This window comes from Caulobacter radicis (assembly GCF_003094615.1).
Taxonomy (GTDB): Bacteria; Pseudomonadota; Alphaproteobacteria; order Caulobacterales; family Caulobacteraceae; genus Caulobacter; species Caulobacter radicis.
The window spans coordinates 232,948-252,618 of the sequence record NZ_QDKO01000010.1 but is presented as its reverse complement, the minus strand read 5'-3'; the positions used below and the strand labels follow the sequence as shown (position 1 = coordinate 252,618).

At 69.9% G+C, this 19,671-nt stretch carries 18 protein-coding genes; 9 read left to right on the top strand and 9 right to left on the bottom strand.

The genetic code is table 11. The annotated features are described in order from the left end of the window. Positions 1–267: 267 nt before the first annotated feature. Positions 268–1,422: an aminotransferase gene (locus DDF62_RS06885; protein ID WP_116488433.1), complete on the top strand. Its 1,155-nt coding sequence runs from the start codon at positions 268–270 to the stop codon at positions 1,420–1,422. A gap of 58 nt (positions 1,423–1,480) precedes the next feature. Here the strand turns inward: DDF62_RS06885 and DDF62_RS06880 are convergent, their stop codons facing one another. From DDF62_RS06880 to DDF62_RS06860, 5 genes are all read right to left on the bottom strand, one after another. Then, positions 1,481–2,257 (bottom strand): polysaccharide deacetylase family protein, encoded by a 777-nt coding sequence (locus tag DDF62_RS06880; RefSeq protein WP_116488432.1) that lies wholly within the window; start codon positions 2,255–2,257, stop codon positions 1,481–1,483. Positions 2,258–2,389: 132 nt separating this feature from the next. Beyond that, positions 2,390–3,355 carry a helix-turn-helix domain-containing protein gene (locus DDF62_RS06875; RefSeq protein WP_109100458.1) on the bottom strand — a complete coding sequence of 322 codons (966 nt, stop codon included), beginning with the start codon at positions 3,353–3,355 and terminating at the stop codon, positions 2,390–2,392. 4 nt (positions 3,356–3,359) lie between these two features. Beyond that, the gene (locus tag DDF62_RS06870) at positions 3,360–4,433 is read right to left on the bottom strand and encodes an acetamidase/formamidase family protein (RefSeq protein WP_116488431.1); all 1,074 of its coding nucleotides are present in this window, start codon (positions 4,431–4,433) and stop codon (positions 3,360–3,362) included. Between the two features lie 14 nt (positions 4,434–4,447). Further along, positions 4,448–5,254, bottom strand: coding sequence for a 4,5-DOPA-extradiol-dioxygenase (ygiD, locus tag DDF62_RS06865; RefSeq protein ID WP_116488430.1), 807 nt, complete (start codon positions 5,252–5,254; stop codon positions 4,448–4,450). 1 nt (position 5,255) lies between these two features. Further along, the gene (locus DDF62_RS06860; RefSeq protein WP_116488429.1) at positions 5,256–6,461 is read right to left on the bottom strand and encodes an aromatic ring-hydroxylating oxygenase subunit alpha; all 1,206 of its coding nucleotides are present in this window, start codon (positions 6,459–6,461) and stop codon (positions 5,256–5,258) included. A 271-nt stretch (positions 6,462–6,732) separates the two neighbouring features. Here DDF62_RS06860 and DDF62_RS06855 point away from each other — a divergent pair, with 271 nt between their 5' ends. The 5 genes from DDF62_RS06855 to DDF62_RS06830 all read left to right on the top strand — a co-directional run bounded on the left by DDF62_RS06855 (position 6,733) and on the right by DDF62_RS06830 (position 12,293). Beyond that, entirely contained in the window at positions 6,733–7,593 is an 861-nt protein-coding gene (locus DDF62_RS06855; protein ID WP_116488428.1) for a TauD/TfdA dioxygenase family protein, read from the top strand. A 160-nt stretch (positions 7,594–7,753) separates the two neighbouring features. Continuing rightward, positions 7,754–8,584 (top strand): oxidoreductase, encoded by an 831-nt coding sequence (locus tag DDF62_RS06850; RefSeq protein WP_116488427.1) that lies wholly within the window; start codon positions 7,754–7,756, stop codon positions 8,582–8,584. 67 nt (positions 8,585–8,651) lie between these two features. Then, entirely contained in the window at positions 8,652–9,197 is a 546-nt protein-coding gene (locus tag DDF62_RS06845) for a VOC family protein (protein ID WP_244286731.1), read from the top strand. A gap of 230 nt (positions 9,198–9,427) precedes the next feature. After that, positions 9,428–11,416: a protein meaA gene (locus tag DDF62_RS06835; protein ID WP_116488425.1), complete on the top strand. Its 1,989-nt coding sequence runs from the start codon at positions 9,428–9,430 to the stop codon at positions 11,414–11,416. 31 nt (positions 11,417–11,447) lie between these two features. After that, the gene (locus DDF62_RS06830) at positions 11,448–12,293 is read left to right on the top strand and encodes a hypothetical protein (protein WP_116488424.1); all 846 of its coding nucleotides are present in this window, start codon (positions 11,448–11,450) and stop codon (positions 12,291–12,293) included. A gap of 7 nt (positions 12,294–12,300) precedes the next feature. Here DDF62_RS06830 and DDF62_RS06825 read toward each other — a convergent pair whose 3' ends face one another. Then, complete coding sequence (locus DDF62_RS06825; protein WP_116488423.1) at positions 12,301–13,671, bottom strand: MFS transporter; 1,371 nt, start codon at positions 13,669–13,671, stop codon at positions 12,301–12,303. 145 nt (positions 13,672–13,816) lie between these two features. Between DDF62_RS06825 and DDF62_RS06820 the strand changes: the two genes are divergently transcribed. Both DDF62_RS06820 and DDF62_RS06815 read left to right on the top strand, forming a co-directional pair. Further along, positions 13,817–14,530, top strand: coding sequence for an extensin-like domain-containing protein (locus DDF62_RS06820; protein WP_116488422.1), 714 nt, complete (start codon positions 13,817–13,819; stop codon positions 14,528–14,530). A gap of 109 nt (positions 14,531–14,639) precedes the next feature. Then, positions 14,640–15,086 (top strand): response regulator transcription factor, encoded by a 447-nt coding sequence (locus DDF62_RS06815; protein ID WP_116488421.1) that lies wholly within the window; start codon positions 14,640–14,642, stop codon positions 15,084–15,086. Here DDF62_RS06815 and DDF62_RS06810 read toward each other — a convergent pair. From DDF62_RS06810 to DDF62_RS06800, 3 genes are all read right to left on the bottom strand, one after another. Beyond that, entirely contained in the window at positions 15,083–15,424 is a 342-nt protein-coding gene (locus DDF62_RS06810; RefSeq protein WP_116488420.1) for a hypothetical protein, read from the bottom strand. The genes DDF62_RS06815 and DDF62_RS06810 overlap by 4 nt on opposite strands. A 68-nt stretch (positions 15,425–15,492) precedes the next feature. Further along, the gene (locus DDF62_RS06805) at positions 15,493–18,072 is read right to left on the bottom strand and encodes a hybrid sensor histidine kinase/response regulator (protein WP_116488419.1); all 2,580 of its coding nucleotides are present in this window, start codon (positions 18,070–18,072) and stop codon (positions 15,493–15,495) included. A gap of 126 nt (positions 18,073–18,198) precedes the next feature. Further along, a complete protein-coding gene (locus DDF62_RS06800; RefSeq protein WP_116488475.1) occupies positions 18,199–18,963 on the bottom strand; it encodes an SDR family oxidoreductase in 765 nt (254 codons plus the stop codon). A gap of 158 nt (positions 18,964–19,121) precedes the next feature. Here DDF62_RS06800 and DDF62_RS06795 point away from each other — a divergent pair, with 158 nt between their 5' ends. Continuing rightward, complete coding sequence (locus tag DDF62_RS06795; RefSeq protein ID WP_116488418.1) at positions 19,122–19,622, top strand: SRPBCC family protein; 501 nt, start codon at positions 19,122–19,124, stop codon at positions 19,620–19,622. The last annotated feature ends 49 nt before the right edge of the window (positions 19,623–19,671 follow it).

The window sequence follows — 19,671 nt, the reverse complement described above, 5'->3', positions numbered from 1 at the left end:
GAGGTTGCTTGGGCTGTCAGGAACCTCCCCCTGTGGGGGAGGCGATCGCGGAGCGATCGGTGGGGGAAGTCGGCCAGCCGTTCGGCAGCTGAAAACGCCCCCCTCCGGCCCTCCGGGCCACCTCCCCCAGAGGGGGAGGATCTATTGCGCCAAGATGCTCCCCCCTGGGGGAGCTGTCGCGGAGCGACTGAGGGGGCCGGCCCGGCGGAAAGTCTTGGCGGTTCGGCGGAGCCGCGCCAAGGTCGCCGGCCACATCACGAGTCTCCCATGGTCCACCCCGTCTTCGCCGACCTGCCCGTCACCGTGTTCGAGGAGATGAGCGGCCTCGCCCGCGAGCTGGGGGCGATCAACCTGGGCCAGGGCTTTCCCGACGACCAAGGCCCCATCGCCCTGCGGCGGAAGGCGGGCGAGGCGCTGATCGAGGGCTCCAACCAGTACCCGCCGATGCGCGGCCTGCCGCAGCTGCGCCAGGCCGTCGCCGCCCACTATGGCCGCACCCAGGGCCTGGACCTGGATCCAGACCGCGAGATCATCGTCACCTCCGGCGCCACCGAGGCCCTGGCCGCGGCCTTCCTGTCGCTGATCTCGCCCGGCGACGAGGTGGTGCTGTTCCAGCCGCTGTACGACGCCTACCTGCCGATGGTGCGGCGGGCAGGCGGGATCCCGCGCCTCGTGCGCCTGTCGCCGCCGCACTGGCGGTTCGACCGGGCGATGCTGGAGGCGGCGTTCAGCGAGAAGACCAGGCTCGTGGTGCTCAACAGCCCACTCAATCCGGCCGGCGTGGTCATGGCCGACGAGGATCTGGCCCTGCTCGCCGAGTTCTGCGTGCGCCATGACGTCATCGCCGTGTGCGACGAGGTGTGGGAGGCCGTGGTCTTCGACGGCCGCGCCCACAAGTCCCTGATGACCTTCCCCGGCATGCGCGAGCGGACGGTCAAGATCGGCTCGGCCGGCAAGCTTTTCGGCATGACCGGCTGGAAGGTCGGCTTCCTGTGCGCCGCCCCTCCCCTCGCCAAGGCCCTGGCCGGCGCCCACCAGTTCCTGACCTTCACCACCCCGCCCAACCTGCAGGAAGCCGTCGCCTTCGGGCTGGACCAACCGGGCGACTGGTTCGAGGCCATGCCCGCCGGCCTTCAACGCTCGCGCGACAGGCTGGCGACGGGCCTGCGGCAGGCTGGCTTTTCGGTGCTGGACAGCGCCGGCACCTACTTCCTCAATATCGATCTGGCCGCCTCGGGGATCGACCAGCCCGACCGCGCCTTCGCCCTGCGGACGGTGCGCGAGCACGGCGTGGCGGCAATACCGGTCTCGGCCTTCTACGCGCAGGATCCGGTGACCAGCGTCCTGCGCCTGTGCTTCGCCAAGGGGGATGACGTGCTGGACGCGGCGGTGGAACGGCTGGCGCGGGCGAAGTGCGGGTAAAGCACCCTACACGCTCCCTCATCGTCATCCCGGACGGGCTTTGGGGGCGAGAGGAGGCTCACGGATGCGCCGCGGCCCAGTCCATCACCTCTTGCAGCGGCGCGACCCAGACCTCTTTCGGATTGGCCTTCAGCCAGGCCAGAAGCTCCTGGTGCGCCGGATTGGAGACCTGGAGGTAGTCGCCGCCCACGCCGTGGAACAGGAACACCGCCACGCCGCCGCCGGCCGAGGCGCTCTTGGCGAAGTCGATCAGCTGGGCGCCGGTGACGCCTTCGGGAAAGCCGCGCGAGGGTGCGTGCATCGGATCGATCCGGCGGCCGGCCAGATCCTCCGGCGTCGTCACCACCCCGCGCGCATAGGTGACCAGGTTCGAGGCCCGCAGCGCCTCCAGATAGTCGACGCCGCCGGCCTTGCTGGCCCCGCAGGGGGTGGCGAAGCCGTGGCGGGCCTTGCCGTCGATGGCGGTCAGCAGGACGTTCTGCTGCTCGATCTCCTTGAGCAGGCTGGCGGGCGTGTAGGCCTCGGCCACGTAGCGCGGATCGGCCGGGAAGTTGGCCGCCGGACAGGCGTGGAAGATCGTGTGGTTGGCCAGTTCATGGCCCTGCGCGGCGGCGGCCCGCCAGCGCGGAATGTCGGCCGCCTTCACACCCGACAGGAAGAAGCTGCCCTTGAAGCCCGCCGCGTCGAGCGCCGGGATCGCGTTGTCGAGCTGCGAGGCCAGGGCGTCGTCATAGGTCAGGGCCACGGCCGCCTTGGCCCCGTTCGGCCACTGGGTCGCGTAGGCGGCGGAGACTCCGCACGCCAGGCTCATGACGATCGCCAGCAGCGTCTTCATCGGTGCGTCCCTCCCCCTTGTTGTGCGTGGGACGCTAGGGGCGGTTGGGGATGCTGGCAACGCCCATCCCTCTTCTCCCGTCATCCCGCCACAAGGGCGGGAATGACGGGAGAAGAGGGTGAGAGGTGGGGGTTAAGCCGCCACGCGCTCCTCATCCCGCACGCTGCGCCTGAAGTCGCGCGGCGAGCAGCCGTACTGGTCGCGGAAGGCGCGGCTGAAATGGGCGCTGCCGTTGAAGCCCCAGCGAAAGCAGATCTCCGAGATCGACAGCCGCGCGAACTGTGGGCTGGCCAGGTCGTTGCGGCAGCGCTCCAGCCGGCGGGTGCGCAGGTAGTGGCTGAAGGTCTCCTCCACGCCCTCGAACAGCTTCTGCACATAGCGCGGCGAGACGCCCTCCTCGTCGGCCACCCGGCGGATGGTCAGGTTCGGATCGGGCAGCAGGGTCTCGATCGTCTGGCGCAGGCGCTGCAAATGGGCGCTGCGGGCGTCGGTGGGCCAGGCCGCGCCGCGCTCCTCGCCAGCTTCCAGCAGGCACAGGCCCAGGAACTCGGCCAGAGCCAGCTCGACGGGCCGCAGCTGGTCGACGGTCAGGTCCTCCAGCGAGTCGGCCGTCGAGCGCAGCAGGCCCGACAGGATGTGCTTGACCCCGCCCTCGCCGCGCAGCCTGCCCACCCGCAGGGCGCGCGGCGCAACCAGGCGATGGTTCAGGGCCACGCGCGGGGCGCGGACGAACATCAGCCGGCAGCGGGTGGCAAGGCGCAGGGCCGCCGCCTGGCCGGTAGGACCAAAGGCGATGTCGCCCACCGTCAGGTCCTCGGCCAGGTCGTCGCTGACCACCGCCGCCTGGCCGTCGAGCAGCACGGCCATCCACACCGCCGCCGGCTGGTTGGTCAGGCGGCCCGAGATGGTCTGGGCCCCGGCGTTGACCAGGGCGAACTCGATGCCCAGGGGGCTCGTCAGGCAGACCACCGAGGTCGAGGCCGGCTCCAGCTCCGACAGCCCCTCGACCGGCAGGCCCAGGCGCGACATGGCCTCGCGCCAGGCGTCCGAACGCTCGGCGCGAGGATAGCTGTCGGTGCTGAACGACCAGGCGCGCAAGACCTCAGGTTCTCTTCGGGAATATGTCGCGCGGGATGCGCACGTGGCAGCCCTGCTTGCCGTCGACCACCTGGGTCACCCCGAAGTCGGAGGCCACGCTCATCAGCGAATAGGCGTCGTTCTTGCTCAGCCCCACGTGATCGGACAGCAGGCTCAGCATGTTGAGGGAGGCTTGCTTCATGGCCACGTTGAGGTCCTCGTCGAACCCGTGGACGATCCACCACTTGGGGGTCTCCAGCAAAGGCCCGGGGGTCTCGAAATCCTTGCGAAGGACGATCTGCATCAGGACGTTGAGCGAACTTTCGATCGCGGTGCCTGAAAGTTCGCCATCGCCCTGGCTGACATGGGGATCTCCGATGGAGAACAGGCCGCCCTCCACCTGCACGGGATAATACATCGTCGCCCCCGCCCCGATGCGCCAGTTGTCGATATTGCCGCCGTGCAGGCCGGGCGGGATGGTGCTGACGCGACCGTCGACGGCCGGTGCGACGCCCGCCGTGCCCAGGTGCGGGCGGGCCGGGATTCGCACGCCCGGCAATGCGCTCTGGCGGTCGCATTCGGGGCAGTTGGTGATCGTGCCGGGCGTCAGGTACTTGCCCGGGAAGTCGTAGGCATAGAGGGCGCTGGCGGTGTTGAAGTCGGCGTCCAGCTCGTAGATCGTCACCCGCTCCTTCTCGCCGAACTCCTTGTAGAGATAGCCCCAGTTGGCCGCGAGGTTGGAGCCGTAGCGGTTGCGCGGAACCATGCGCAGGTAACGCACCTCCAGCACGTCGCCGGGCTTGGCGTCCTCCACATGGATCGGGCCGGTCATGATGTGGACGCCGGGATTGCGGTCGTCCTCGGGGACCTCGGTGAAGATCCGCGTCACCGCCTCGTCCATCATCAGCTCGGGGGCGTCGCCGGCGTGGTGGGTGATGGCTTCGGCCTGGATCAGGTCGCCGCTCTTGATGCGCAGGGCCGGCTTGATCGACGGATCGAAGTAGCCCCAGTGGATGGTCTCGGGCGTGGCCCTCAGATGGTGGAGGGCGCCGGGCGCGACGTCGGGACGGACCTGGCCGGGTTCGCAGATGAAGGGCATGGGAAAGTGTCCTCTCAAGCGGCAGCCAGCGTCACGCTGGTCATGCTCAGCGAGCCGTGCTCGATGTGGTCGGGGGAAAAGCGGGCGACGTCGCCGGGCAGGCGCGCGCCCAGCACGTAGAGCAGCGGCCAGTAGTGGTCGGGCGTCGGCACGGACCGGCGGGCGTCCTCGCCCAGCTTCTCGAACTCGACGGCGGCCAGCGGCTGGTCGTCGACGATGGCCGCCTTGATCGCCTCGTTGAAGCGCTGCGACCAGTCGTAGGGCGCGCAGTGCCGGTCGCCCCAGTCCATGGCCGGCAGGTTGTGGACGATGTTGCCGGTGCCGACGATCAGCACGCCTTCATCCCGCAGCGGCGCCAGGCGCTGGCCCATCTCGTAGTGCCAGGCGGGAGGCTTGGCGCCATCCATCGACAGTTGGATCACCGGCACGTCGGCGTCGGGCCAGGCCTTGCACAGCACCGACCAGGTTCCGTGATCCAGGCCCCACTGGCGCTCGTCCAGCACCACCGGGATCTCGGGCGACAGCAGGTCGCGCACCCGCGCCGCCAGTTCCGGCGAGCCCGGCGCGGGATACTGCACCTCGAACAGGGCGCGCGGGAACGAGGCGCCGAAGTCGTGGATGGTGCGGGGGCTGGTCATGGCCGTCACCCCGACGCCCTTGGTGATCCAGTGGGCCGAGACGCAGAGAATGGCCTTGGGCTTGCCGTGGGCGGCCTCGATGCCCTCGGCCATGGCTCGCCAGGTCTTGGTGGTGTCGTTGGTCTCCAGCGCGATCATCGGGCTGCCGTGACCGAAGAAGACGACGGGAAGGCGCGAGGTCATCTCAGGCGGCCTCCACCGGGGTGGAGGCCGCGGCGGGCGCGCCCTTCATCCGGTCCCACTGGGCCTGGTAGCGCGGGGCGAGCCAGCGGTTGAACTGCACCTGCGCCCCCTCCTGCCAGGAGTAGCGGCCGCGGATGGCGAAGCGCGAGCGCAGGCCCTTCTGGACCAGCTCGTCGACATGCATGTCCTGGGCGATGATCTGGCCCGCCGAGGTCATGATCATCTCCAGCCGCTCCTTGAAGCCGTAGGAGTCCCGCGCGCCGGGGGCGACCAGGATGCCGGTGTCCTGGGCCATGGTCTCCGGGCCCGTGGGCCGCAGGATCAGGTAGATGACCATGTCGCTGGTCATCACCAGCGACAGGGTCGGCGGGATGTTGGCGAAGGTCGCCCGGCCCCGGTCCTCGTCCGACAGCTTGGGGAAGATCGGCAGCACCGCCTTCTGGGTCGGGTTGAAACTCGCGTCCGGGTGCAGGGTGCCGTTGTAGCGCAGGAAGCCCGCATCGCCGGGCTCGGCCTCGGGAAAGCTGGCCAGCTCGCTGGGAATGAAGTCGTGCAGCACGCCGCGATGCAGCTTGCTGGCATGGTAGCCGTCGTTGTTGTTCTCGAACATCACCTTCCAGTTCCAGGCGAACTGGCCGGTCATGGGTTCGAGCGCTTCGGCGGTCTCGAGGTCGAAATTGGCGATGGCGCTCTCGACGGCCGCCAAGCGCGGGGCCAAGGGTTCTGCGTCCGCATCGAAATTGACGAAGATAAAGCCCAGCCAGATCTCGACCTTGAAGGCCGGCAGGCTGACCTTCTTCTTGTCGAAGCCGCAGGTGCGGTCCATGGCCGGGGCGTTCACCAGGTCGCCGTTCAGCGAATAGACCCAGTGGTGATAGGGGCAGACGAAGCCGCGGGCGTTGCCCTTGCCCTCGGCCACCAGCATGGCGCGGTGCTGGCAGACCGACGACATCGCCTTGATCTCGCCGGCCCGGTTGCGGGTGACGAGGATCGGCTCGCCGACGATCTCGGTGGTGAAGAAGTCGCCGGGCTCCCGCACCTGGTCCACCCGGCCCACGCACAGCCATTCGCGGTCGAACAGGGCGGCCTTCTCGAAATCGTAGAAGGCCGCGTCGGTGTAGCAGGCCGGCGGCAGGGTCTCGGCCGCGCCCACCTCGTGGGTGGAGCTGGACAGCCCGTCGAAGAAGGCGTCGCTGAACAGGGTCACGGCCGGGCGCTCGCTGAAGGGGAAGACCTCTCAAGGCTGGCGCCGCGACACGCCCCGGTCTTGCTCCAGCGCGCACGAAAACTTGGTCAGCGGCAGGCCCGCGCCGCACGGTCGCCCGCCGATCGGGCGCTGCTGTCGACGCGCTGCGCAAGGACCTTGCTTTTGACCGTACGCGCACGAGAGGCGGGCAAGAGACAGTGCGCGCTGAGGCAAGACCGTGGTTTTTCAACCGCCTAGGCTCGACGCCAGACAGTCACCAAAGGTCGCCGACATGCTCGCGCAAGCCCTGCCCGCCCTGGCCAAGAGACCCCTGAAGGACGACTTCGGCGCCGAGATCCTCGATATCGACCTGCCGACCGCGTCGAACGCGCAGCTCGACGGCGTGGTGGCCGCCTTCCACGCCCACGGCGCGGTGCTGGTGCGCGACCAGACCATGACCCCCGACGACCTGATGGCCTTCATCGGCCGGTTCGGCGATCCGGAGGACCACACCCAGACCCGCTTCACCCTGCCCGGCTATCCGAAGATCTTCATCCTCTCCAACCGCGTCGTCGACGGAAAGCCGATCGGGGCCCACAACGACGGCGTCGGCTGGCATACCGACTACAGTTACAAGCCGCAGCCGGTGATGCTGACCATGCTCTACTGCGTGGAGGCCCCGGAGGAAGGCTCCGACACCCTGCTGGCCGACGGCTGCGCGGCCTGGGAGGCGCTGAGCGCCGACAGGCAGGCCGAGCTCCTGCCGCTGCGGCTGCACCACAGCTACAAGCACTTCATGGCCACGCGCGAGTTCGGGGCCCAGATCCTGTCGCCCGAGATGGCGGCGGCCAATCCCGATGTCGAGCACCCGCTGATCCGCACCCACCCGGCCGACGGCCGCAAGGCGCTGTGGCCCTCGACCGGCACGGTGACCGAGGTGATCGGCAAGCCCGGGCCGGAGGGCCTGGCCCTGCTGGACGAGCTGGTGGCGTTCATGACGCAGGAGCGCTTCGTCCACGCCCACAAGTGGCGCGTCGGCGACCTGCTGATGTGGGACAACCGCTGCACCTTGCACACGGGAACGCTGTACGACGACAAGAAATACTTCCGGACGATGCACCGCCTGTGGGTGAAGGGCGACAAGCCGTTTTAGAGTTTCAAGATGCTCCCCCTGAAGGGGGAGCTGTCGCGGAGCGACTGAGGGGGAAGTTTCTGCTGAGACGGCCGACGCCTAGTCAGTTGATAACGTCCCCCCTCCGGCCCTCTGGGCCACCTCCCCCACAGGGGGAGGATCCTCTTGATCGGACTTCCCCATGACCCAGACTTGGCTGATCACCGGCGTGTCCGGCGGGCTCGGGCGCGAGATCGCCGCGGCCGCCTTGGCGCGGGGCGACGTCGTCGCCGGCACGGTGCGCAAGGCCGCCGACGTCGCCGCCTTCGAGGCCCTGGCGCCGGGCCGCGCTCATGGCCTGGTCATGGACGTCGCCGACCCGGTCGCCGTCGCAGAGGCCGTGAAGACCGCCGAAGCCCTGACCGGCGCCATCGACGTGCTGGTCAACAACGCCGGCTACGGCCTGGTGGGCGCGGTCGAGGAAGCCTCGCTCAACGAGGTCCGCGCCCAGTTCGAAACCAACGTCTTCGGGCCCCTCAGCATGCTCAAGGCCGTGCTGCCGGCCATGCGGGCCCGGCGTGCGGGCCGGATCGTCAACATCACCTCGGTCTCGGGCCTGGCGGTCTGGGCCGGCACCGGCGTCTACTGCGCCAGCAAGTGGGCGCTGGAAGGCCTGACCCAGACCCTGGCGGCCGAGGTCGCCGAGCTGGGGATCAAGGTCGTCAACGTCGCCCCCGGGGGCCTGCGCACCAGCTTCGCCAAGGGCTCCAAGACCATCGTGGCGAGCAAGCTGGCCGACTATGACGGCCTGGCTCGCGACGCCGAGCGGATCATGGCCGACCACGCCGGTTCCGAGCCCGGCGATCCGAAGAAGGCGGCGCTCGCGGTGCTGGCCATCGTCGATGCGCCCGAGCCGCCCCTGCACCTGCTGCTCGGCGAAGACGCCCTGAAATACGCCGCCTACGCCGCCGACGGCCTGAAGGCCGACATCGAGGCCTGGCGGGAGACCTCGCTGTCGATCGGCTTCGACTGAGAAGCCGGACCCCGCCCTTCGACGAGCTCAGGGTGAGGTCCGGAATGCTGCTTCAACAGCAGCCCTCATGCTGAGCCTGTCGAAGCACGAGGGCGGCCACCACCACCGCAACCAAGGACGCCCGCCCGTGACCAACACCCTGATCTTCGTCGACCTGGCCAGCGACGACCCCGCCAAGGCCGGCGAGTTCTATGCGCAGGTGTTCGGCTGGCAGAACGACGCCCGGCCGCAGGGGATCTATCACCGCATGGTGCCGGGCGGTCAGTTCAAGAACCCCGACGGCGCAGACAGCCAGATCGGCAACCTGCACCTGGGCATCTTCGACGCCGCCAACGCCCGCCCGCATCCGCAGGCCGCTGGCGTCGAGCCCCGCGCCCTGTCGACCGACGGCCGCAAGCCGCGCATCTGGATCCTGATCGGCGACGACGACAGCGCCGACCGGATCCTGGGAACCGCGCAAAGCCTGGGCGCGACCCTGCTCTGGCGCGACCACTACTGGGCCGAGTTCAACGGCTACAACCACGCCTTCCGCGATCCGTGGGGGAACGAGATCGTGCTGTGGGGCAAGGCGGGCCAGAATCCGGAAATTCCCGAGAGCTTCAGCCGGGAATGAAGATCCTCCCCCTGAGGGGGGAGGTGTCGGCGAAGCCGACGGAGGGGGACGTGTCTGCTGAACTCAGAGCGGGATGGGAGGCTGCGGTCTCTTCCCCCTCCGGCCCTCCGGGCCACCTCCCCCTACAGGGGGAGGATCTGAACTCGCACCTGCGAAGCCTCATATTGCACCGCACCCAACACGAGCGCATCATCCGGCGATAAACATAAAAGACCGCCGGGAGCGCGAGGATGTCGGACAAGGCCTATCAGCACGCGCCCGATCCGCCGTGGATCTTCCGCACCTATGCCGGCCACTCGACGGCCGAGAAGTCCAACGCGCTCTATCGCTCGAACCTGGCGCGGGGCCAGACCGGCCTGTCGGTGGCCTTCGACCTGCCCACCCAGACCGGCTACGACCCCGACCACATCCTGTCGCGCGGCGAGGTGGGCAAGGTGGGCGTGCCGATCAGCCACCTGGGCGACATGCGCGCCCTCTTCAGCGAGATCCCGCTGGAGAAGATGAACACCTCCATGACCATCAACGCCCCGGCCGCCTGGCTGCTGGCGATGTACGTCGCCCTGGCCGACGAGCAGGGGGCCGACCGCAGGCTCCTGCAGGGGACCACCCAGAACGACCTGATCAAGGAATACCTCTCCCGCGGCACCTACATCTTCCCGCCCGGCCCGAGCCTGCGGCTGATCGGCGACATGATCGCCTGGTGCTATCGCGAGGTTCCGAAATGGAACCCGATGAACGTCTGCAGCTACCACCTGCAGGAGGCCGGGGCGACGCCGGAGCAGGAGCTGGCCTTCGCCCTGGCCACCGCGATCAGCGTGCTCGACACCGTCCGCGCCGGCGGCCAGGTGCCCGAGGAAGACTTCGAGATCGTCGCCTCGCGGATCAGCTTCTTCGTCAACGCCGGGGTGAGGTTCGTCACCGAGCTTTGCAAGATGCGCAGCTTCACCAAGCTGTGGGACGAGATCCTGCTCAAGCGCTACGGCGTGCAGGACAGGAAGGCCCGGCGCTTCCGCTACGGCGTGCAGGTCAACTCGCTGGGCCTGACCGAGCCGCAGCCCGAGAACAACGTCTACCGCATTCTCATAGAGGCCCTGGCCGTCACCCTTTCCAAGGACGCCCGCTGCCGGGCCTTGCAGCTGCCGGCCTGGAACGAGGCCCTGGGCCTGCCGCGCCCGTGGGACCAGCAGTGGTCGCTGCGGCTGCAACAGGTCCTCGCCTACGAGACCGACCTCTTGGAATACGAGGACCTGTTCGCCGGCTCCCACGTGGTCGAGGCCAAGGTCGCCGAGCTGTCGAAGGGCGCGCTGGAGCAACTGGGCCTGATCGACCAGATGGGCGGGGCGGCCAGCGCCATCGACTACATGAAGGCCGAGCTTGTCGCCTCCAACGCCAAGCGGGTGCGGGCGGTCGAGACCGGCGAGCTGACCGTGGTCGGCGTCAACCGCTGGACCGACAGCGAGCCCTCGCCCCTGTCGGCGGGCGAAGGCGCCATCGAGACCATCGACCCGAAGCTGGAAGCCGAGGTCGTCGCCCGCATCCAGGCCTGGCGCGCGGCCCGCGACGCGGCCGCCGTCGAGGCCGCCCTGGCCGACCTGAAGGCCGCCGCGATCGATGGCCGAAACATCATGGAGCCCTCGATCACCGCCGCCAAGGCCGGGGTCACCACCGGCGAATGGGCCGGCGCCCTGCGCGAGGTGTTCGGCGAGTATCGCGGCCCGACCGGCGTGGCGATCGTGGTCTCGACCGGCGAGGCCGAGGATGTCGAGGCGGTGAAGGCCGAGGTCGAGCGGGTGTCCGAAGTGCTGGGCCGCACCCTGACCTACCTCGTCGGCAAGCCGGGCCTGGACGGCCACTCCAACGGCGCCGAGCAGATCGCCACCCGCGCCCGGGCCTGCGGCATGGAAGTGGTCTATGACGGCATCCGCTCGACCCCGGAAGAGATCGTCCGCCGCGCCAAGGAAAGCCGCGCCCACGTCGTGGGCCTGTCGATCCTGTCGGGCTCGCACCTCGACCTGGTGCAGGAGGTCGTGCGGCTGATGCGCGCCGAGGGGCTGGACCACGTGCCCGTGGTGGCCGGCGGCATCATCCCCGAGGCCGACGCCCTGATCCTGAAACAGATGGGCGTGGCGCGGATCTATACCCCCAAGGATTTCAGGATCACGCAGATCATGGGCGACGTGGTGCGGCTGGTCGAAGCGACCGCGCTGGAGCAGGCTTGAGTCCGCCCAGGCAAGCGCTACCTTTCCGCGCATGAACCCGCTTCGCAAGGTTTCGGACGGCATCCGCGTCCACATGTCCGCCGCCCAGCTGGGCCAGGAGATCGCGCCGACGGCGATCTGGAGCGGCCTGGCCCTGGGCGTCTGGGGCGGCTCGCCGGAGGTGCAGCCGCCGCTGTGGATCGCGGGTTTCGGCCTGGCCCTGGCCTTCTGGATCGCGGGCCGGCGCGAAGATGCGCCCGACCAGCCCGCGCCCGGCGTCTGGCGGACCAGCCGCAAGGCGCAGCTCGAGGCGCGCTGGAAGAACCGCATCCCCTTCGCCGGCCTGGCGATCGCCCTGCTGCTGACCGGCCAGTCCTGGTGGTACGGCGACCTCTGGGGCGTGATCTACGCCATGGCCCTGAACCTGGGCTTCGGCTGGCTGATCTGGCGACGCCCGCCGCTGGAGCCCGCCGCCGTGGAACTGCGGATCGACGAGGCCGGGATCTACGATCGAGGCCTGGGCTGGACCATCCCTTGGGCGGCCATCCAGGCGGTGCGTCCGCGCAGCCGCGACCGGCGCGGCAAGCTCGGCCTGCGTCTGGGCCCAAGCGATCTGCCGAACCTCAGCCTCGCCGACCGCACGGTGGGAACCGACATCGAGATCGACCTGGCGCCGATGGCCGTGGGCGTCGACACGATCCGCGCCGAAATCTTCAAGCACCGCCCCGACCTGGAGGCCGCGCCGCCGGCCGACCTGCCCGGCGGCCTGATCGTCGCCCCCATCGTCGGCGCGGCCACCGAGTCCGACGAGCGCGACGAGACGGCGCTGGGCGCGGTGGGGGTCATCCTGATCGCCCAGAACCCGGCCATCCTGCTGACGCTGGGCGGCAGCGAATAGAGCGGCTCTAGGCCCTCGCCAGCCGCCAGGCCGCGAGGCAGCCCACCAGGGCCAGCGGCGCGAAGGCGGCGAACAACCACGGCCCATGGACGAAGGCGGCGGCCGGATCGATGCCGTGGCCGAAACCCAGCAGGTTGGCCATGGCCCCGGCGGCGGCCGAGCCGGCCGCGCCGCCGATCAGCTGCACCGTGGGTACGGCGGACGAGGCCAGGGCCTGCTCCTCGACCGGCGCGCCGGCGATGGTGCGGCGGGCCAGGAACGCCCAGCAGAGGCCAAAGCCGCAGCCGACGGCCAGCAGCGACAGGCCCGTGCTCCACAGGCCGCCGCGCGTCACCGCCAGCGCGGCCAGCGCCACCCCGAGCAGGATCACCAGGGCGCCGGCGCGAATGGCCAGGGGCTCGCGCTTAGCCTTCAGCCGGGCCACCAGCATGGCGCAGACGGTCCAGCCCGCGGCGATGCCGCCGGTGACATAGCCGGCGACCAGGGGCGAGGCGCCGTGGCGAGCCTGGATGAAGGCGGGGCCATAGACCGTGAAACCGATGGCGGCGGCCTCGCAGGCGAACATGGTCAGAAGGCCAAGACCGGTAGCGGTCGACAGGTCGGCGGCCGAGCGCGGCAACAGGCGGTCGGGCGAGGCGTGGTTGACGGCCAGCATCGCGGCCATGGCCACGACGCCGAGGACGGCGCAGGCGCCCGCCACCGCCGGCGAGGCCACGACCCCGGCCGCGCCGATCAGGCCGACGCCGACGACCAGCAGCAGCAGCTGGCGGCTGGGAATGCGGGTGCGGCCAGCCTCGCGCTTCTCGCCCGGCAGCATGGCCAGCACGGCGACGACGAAGACGACGCCCTGGATGACGAAGGCCCAGAACGCCCCGCGCCAGAAGCCGGCGGCGGCGAACAGCCCGCCCAGCATCGGCCCCAGCAGGGTCGCCCCGCCCCACACCCCGGCCACCGCGCCATAGACGCGCGGCCAAAGGCTTTCGGGAAAGAGGGCCGTGATCGCCACGTAGCACAGCGCCACCACCGCCCCCGCGCCCAGACCCTGCACCAAGCGGCCGGCGACGAAGGTGACGAAGTCGGGGGCCAGCGCGCTCATGGCGCAGCCGATCGCATAGACCACGCCTGCGAAGGCCGTGGCCCGCCGAAGGCCAAGCCCTTGCGAAAACTTGCCGCTGCACGCGCCGGCGACGATCGAGCCGATCAGGTAGGCCGCCACCGACCAGCCGAAATACTGGTGGCCGCCGATCTCGCGGGCGACGCTGGGCATGATGGTGGCGGTGACCAGGGTGTCGGCGGCGTTCAGCCAGATGCCCAGGCACAGCAGGCCAAAGCGCGGCAGCAGGGCGCGGTCGAGCAGGACGATGCGGTCGGCGGACATCCAAGGTCTCTGGTGCGATCCCTTCGGACCGGGCAGGCGGTCATGCCCTGTTCAGCGCCGACCGCCAAGGCCATGCGCGCCGTCCTCGCCCTTCGGCGAGCACCACGTGGCGAAACCTCCGCTCGGGCGGACCGTTGCAGCCTGGGTGAAACCCGCTTCGCCCCAGTCCCTGGCTCTGGCCGAGATCGGCGGCCTGCTGCTCGACGCGGCCCTCGTCGGCCTGCTCGTCTTCGCGCTGGTCGACCGCATCGCGCCGCATCAGGACCTGGCCTGGAAGCCGTTCTCCATCGACCAGCCGCTGGGCCTGGCGACGCAGGCCAAGCTGGCCAGGGTCGGCGCCGATCCGGCCGCCTGCCGCGCCGCCCTGCGCGACGTCGGGATCGTCTCGGTCGACCAGCCCGTCAGAGAGGACGGCTTCTGCTCGACCCGCGACACGGTGCGGGCGCAAACCCGCCTCTCCCCAGCCGCGCCGGTGATGACCTGCCCGCTGGCGCTGCGCTATGCGGTCTGGGAACGGCAGGTGCTGGACCCCGCCGCCGAGCACCTGCTGGACAGCGATCTGGTCAGGGTCGAGCACCTGGGAACCTATGCCTGCCGGACGATCTACGGCCGCGAGGGCGAACGCCCCAGCCAGCACGCCAGCGCCTCGGCCCTTGATGTCTCCGGCGTGCGGCTGGCCGACGGACGCCGGCTGACCATCGCGGCCGATTTCCGCAAAGACAGCCCCGAGGGCCGCTTCCTGCGGGTCGCCCGGGCCGGCGCCTGCGAGCTGTTCGGCGCGGTGCTGGGCCCCGACTACAACGCCGCTCACGCCGACCACCTGCACCTGGACCTCAGTTCCTACCGCCTGTGCCGCTGACACCGCGACAATAAGCGCGCCCCCGGCGCGCACGCGGGGGTGCGACAGGCTCGCAACGCGCGCTATAGTTGGTCGAGTACCCGACGCGTAGATTCTGGAAATCCCGCCGATGCCGCACTCTGTCCTGGTGATCGACGACGATCCCCTGATCCGCGACTTCGTCGACCTGGTGCTGAGCCAGTCGGGCCACCGGGTCTCGGCCGCGCCCAACGGTACGATCGGACTGGAAGCCCTCAGCCACGTTCGCGCCGACCTCGTGCTGCTCGACATCCAGATGCCCGGCATGAGCGGGCTGGAGATGCTGCGGCTGATGCGCAAGCACCGCAAGCTGCGCACGCCGGTGATGATGATCACCGCCCGCGGCGACATCGACACCGTCAAGCTGGCCCTGAACGAGGGCGCCAACGGCTACATCGTCAAGCCGTTCACCGCCGCCGACCTGTCCAAGCGGGTCAACGCCCTGCTGAGCCACGAACCCAAGGCCGTGACGCCGCCGCCCGCGCCGGTTCCGGCGCCCGCCGCGCCGCGGCAGCCCGACACCTTCGAGATCGACTAGTCGCCCGGCCGGATCAGGACGCGTTGCAGGGCGTGCTGCCCTCCCGGCAACGCGAAGTCCATGACATGGCCGCCCTCCTGGTTGCGCAGCAGTCGCCAGCAACGGCGCGTCCCGGAGAGGGTGACGCACACCTGGTCACCCGTGACGACATAGGTTCCCGCCAACGGCGCCCGATTGAAGACGGTGTATGCGCCGCCAGGCCCGAAACTTTCGTCGCCTTCGCGCCCGCCATACGAAATCCTGGAGCCGACTACCGTCGCCTTCAGTTCCTCGCCCGTCAGGAGCTTCAGCCCTTGCGGCTCTCCCGCGACCAGCAGGCTCGCGAACAGGATCATCATCTGACAGCCCCCTTGATGACCCGACTATTCCAGGAGAAGGGTGAGGCGATCCAGACGCGATCGTCGCGTCAGGCGCCCGCCGCGACCTTGCGAACACGCGCGGCCGTGCGCGCCTGGGCGGCGACCACCACCTGGGCCAGGATGGTCAGCAAGTTGCGCATGTCGATCGGCTTGGCGACGTGGGCGTCCATGCCCGCCTCCAGGCAGGTGCGGATCTGGGTGCTCATCACGTCGGCGGTCAGGGCGACGATCGGCAGGTTGCGCCAGCGCGGATCGGCGCGCAGGCGGCGCGTGGCCTCCAGTCCGTCCATCACCGGCATGTTGACGTCCATCAGCACGATGTCGAAGGCTTCGGCCTCGACGGCCGCCAGCGCCTCCTGGCCGTTCTCGACCTCGACCAGCTCGCAGCCGAACGGCTCGAGGAACAGGCGGATGACCCGGCGGTTGACGGGATGGTCGTCGACCACCAGCACCCGCCGCCCGCCCAGCGAGGTCAGGGCGTCCAGCTCGAACACCGCCGTCGGCGCCTCGGCCGGAACCGCCATGGCCGGGGTCTCGGCCACGTCGGCCATGAACCTCAGCGTGAACAGCGAGCCCTCGCCCTCGCGGCTGCGCACATTGACCGAACCGCCCATCAGCTCGGCCAGCCGCCGGGTGATGTTCAGTCCCAGGCCCGAGCCGCCGTAATTGCGGGTGGTCGAGGCGTCGGCCTGGGTGAAGGCGCCGAACAGCTTGTCCAGCGTGGCCGAGCTCATGCCGATGCCGGTGTCGCTGACCGTCAGCCGCACGGCCTGGCGGCCGCTGTTCGGCTCGACGGCGCAGGCCAGGGTCACCTCGACGCGGCCCTCGCTGGTGAACTTCAGGGCGTTGGACACCAGGTTGGCGACGCACTGGCGCACCCGCACCACGTCGAACATCAGGCACGGCGGCGGATCGCCGTCGATGTTGAACGACAGGACGATGCCCTTCTCGCGCGCGGTCGGCTGGAAGCCGTTGACGAGGCGGCTCACCGTCTGGACCAGGTCGCCGGCCGTGGGGGCGATCTCCAGCTTGCCGGCCTCGATCTTCGACAGGTCGAGGATGTCGTTCAGCAGCACCAGCAGGGTCTCGCCGGAGTCGATCAAGAGGTCGACCTGCTCGCGCTGGCCCGCGCCCAGGTCGTCGGCGCGCAGGGCCTGGGCCATGCCCAGCATGCCGTTCAGCGGCGTGCGCAGCTCGTGGCTCATCACCGCCAGGAACGACGACTTGGCGTCGCTGGCGGCCTCGGCCCGGCCGCGGGCGTCCTTCAGGTTGGCCTGGGCCCGGCGCATGTAGAGCGCCCAGGCGATCCCGCCGACCACCAGCAGGGCCATCAGGGCGGCGATCACGCCGGTGGCCTGGGCCAGGCGCCGGGTCAGCTCGACCTCGGCGGTCAGGCGGCGGCTCTCGCTGCGCTTGGCGCGAAGCTCGGCCTCGAGGGCCGACGAAATCTGGGCGGCGGTGGCGGCCTGGGTGGCGCTGGCCTCGCGGGCGTGGGTGGCGCGCCAGCGGTCGAACAGGGCGAAGGCGTCCTTGCCGCGCCCCTCGGCGTTGGCGATGTAGGCCTCGACCAGCAGGCGGCCGATCGGATCGGGACGCGCGGCGCGCGGCGGCGCCTGGTCGAGCACGGCCAGATCCGCGCGCGCCCGGGCCGCATATCCCGTGCGCGCCAGGGCCTTGGCCCGCAGGCGCAGCATCGACACCGACACCCGGTCGCGCGGCGCGGCCAGGGCCGGTCCCGCGTCGACCAGGCAGCGCAGCACCGCGCGCGGGTCGTCGCGGGCGTCAGCGATCACCGCGCACAGGTTCTGGTCCCAGGTCAGCAGGTCCTGGTCGCCGGTGGCCTCGCTCATCCGGTGGTGCATGTCGGCGAACCGCTCGGCGGCCTGGATCTCGCCCAGCTCGGCGGCGGTGTAGGCGATGTCGTACAATCGCTCGATCTTGCGCATGTAGAAGGCGTCGCGCTCGTCCAGCCGCGCGGCCTCGGCCATGTGGTCCAGGGCCCCGTCCTTGTCGCCGATTTCCGACAGCGTGTAGGAGTGCACCTGGTGGGCCTCGGCCAGCAGCGGCCGGGCGATGGAGCCGCGCTCCTCCAGGTCCTCGAACAGCTCGCCGGCGAACTGGCTGGCCTGGGTCCAGCGGCCGCTGCGGGCCAGCAGGCGGATGCGCTCGACGCCAGCCATCAGGCCGATCTCGCGCCCCGAGCCCTCCAGGAACCGGGCCCAGCGGGCGTCGTCGACACCGCTCGGTCCGCGGGTCTCCAGCTCGTAGGCGGCCTCCATCATCTCGGCCAGTGTGGTCAGTTCGGCGTCGTCGTCGGCGCGGGCCGTGGCGCGCACCGTGGCGATCCAGTCCTTGAAGGCCTGGTCGACGTGATTGCTCTTGTAGGCGTACAGCACCCGCCACAGGGCGTAGAGCCGCGTGTCGCCACGCTGGCGCAGGGCCCGGCGGCCCGCCCGTTCGACGTCCTCGTTGGCTTGCGGCGCGGGTCCCGCCCGTTGGACGCCGATCTCGCGATAGAGGGTCTGCAGCTTGCTGGCCTGTCCGCCGACCTCAGGCGACGCGGCGCGAGCCGGCGCCACGCCGACCAGGGCGACGAGCGCGAGCAGCAGGGGCAGGATACGCTTCAAACGGCGGGTCCTCGATTGACCCGTATCTCCTAGCGGCAACCTCTTACGCTGACGGTTAATTTCCGGCGGGGCGCGTCTCTAGGCCGCACCAGAAACCGCCGTTATCGCGTATCGGTGGAGCCCGGCTCAGATGGTCGCCCCGCCGTCCACCACCAGGGCTTGCCCCGTCATGAAGCTGCCCGCGCTTGACGCGAGGTAGACCGCCGCCCCGGCGATCTCGTCCGGCTCGCCGATCCGGCGCAGCGGCACCCCCGCGGTCGAGCGCTCCAGGGTCTTGGGATCGTCCCACAGGGCCTTGGCGAAATCGGTCTTGATCAGGCCCGGCGCGATGCAGTTGACCCGCACGTTGTCGGGGCCGAACTCGTGGGCGAGGTTGCGGGCCAGCTGGAAGTCGGCGGCCTTGGAGATGTTGTAGGCCCCGATGATAGCGTTGCCGCGCAGGCCGCCGATCGAGCTGACGATGACGATCGCGCCATCCTTGCGCTCGCGCATCTCCGGCGCGACCATCGAGATCAGCCAGTGATTGCTGATGATGTTGTTGTCGAGGATCTTGCGGAACTGGTCGTCGCTGATCCCGGCCAGCGGGCCGTAATAGGGATTGCTGGCGGCGTTGCAGACGCAGACGTCGACGCGGCCGAAGGCGGCGCGGGTCTCGTCGACCAGGCGCTGCAGGTCCTCCTTCGAGGCGATGTTGGCCGGCACGGCGATGGCGGTTCCTTCGCCATGCCTGTCGTTGAGGGCCGCCGCCACCTCCTCGCAGGGACCGGCCTTGCGCGACGAGATCACCACCTTGGCGCCGTGCTCGGCCATGCGCTCGGCGATGGCCTTGCCGATCCCGCGCGAGGATCCGGTGATGATGGCCACCTTGCCGGAAAGGTCGAAGAGGCTCACGGCGCGCACCCTAAACGTTTGTTTGAATTTCCGGCACAGTGGCCCCCGGGAGGGAGCGGGTCAACCGGCTTCGAAAAAATGCGGGGCGCCTGTCGGGACGGGTCGACCCGGCGCGTCCTTGGGCCGAACACTGTTTCCAACGATACGGAGAAAACGCCATGGCTCTCGACGCCGCCGCCCCGCAGGCCGCCGCCCCGCAGGCCGCCGCCCACGAACTGGTCCTGACCCGGATCATCGACCAGCCGGCCGAAAAGCTCTTCAAGTGCTGGACCACGCCCGAGTTGCTGCCCGAATGGTTCTGCCCGCCGCCCTGGCGCGTCAGCCATGCGCAGATGGACGTGCGCACCGGCGGCTCCAGCCTGATCGTCATGAGCGGCCCGAACGGCGAAGAGATGCCTAATCAAGGCGTCTATCTGGAGGTCGTCGAGAACCAGCTGATCGTCTTCACCGACGCCTTCACCAGCGCCTGGGTTCCTTCCGACAAGCCGTTCATGGTCGGCGTCGTCCGCTTCGAGGACCTGGGCGGCGGCAAGACCCGCTACACCGCCATCGCCCGCCACTGGTCGGCCGAGGACAAGGCCATGCACGAGCAGATGGGCTTCCACGAAGGCTGGGGGATCGCCGCCGACCAGATGGCGGCCCTGGCGGCAAGGCTTTAGGTCTCACGGCAGGAATTTCGGACCGATGTGGTGAGGAAAAATTCGACCG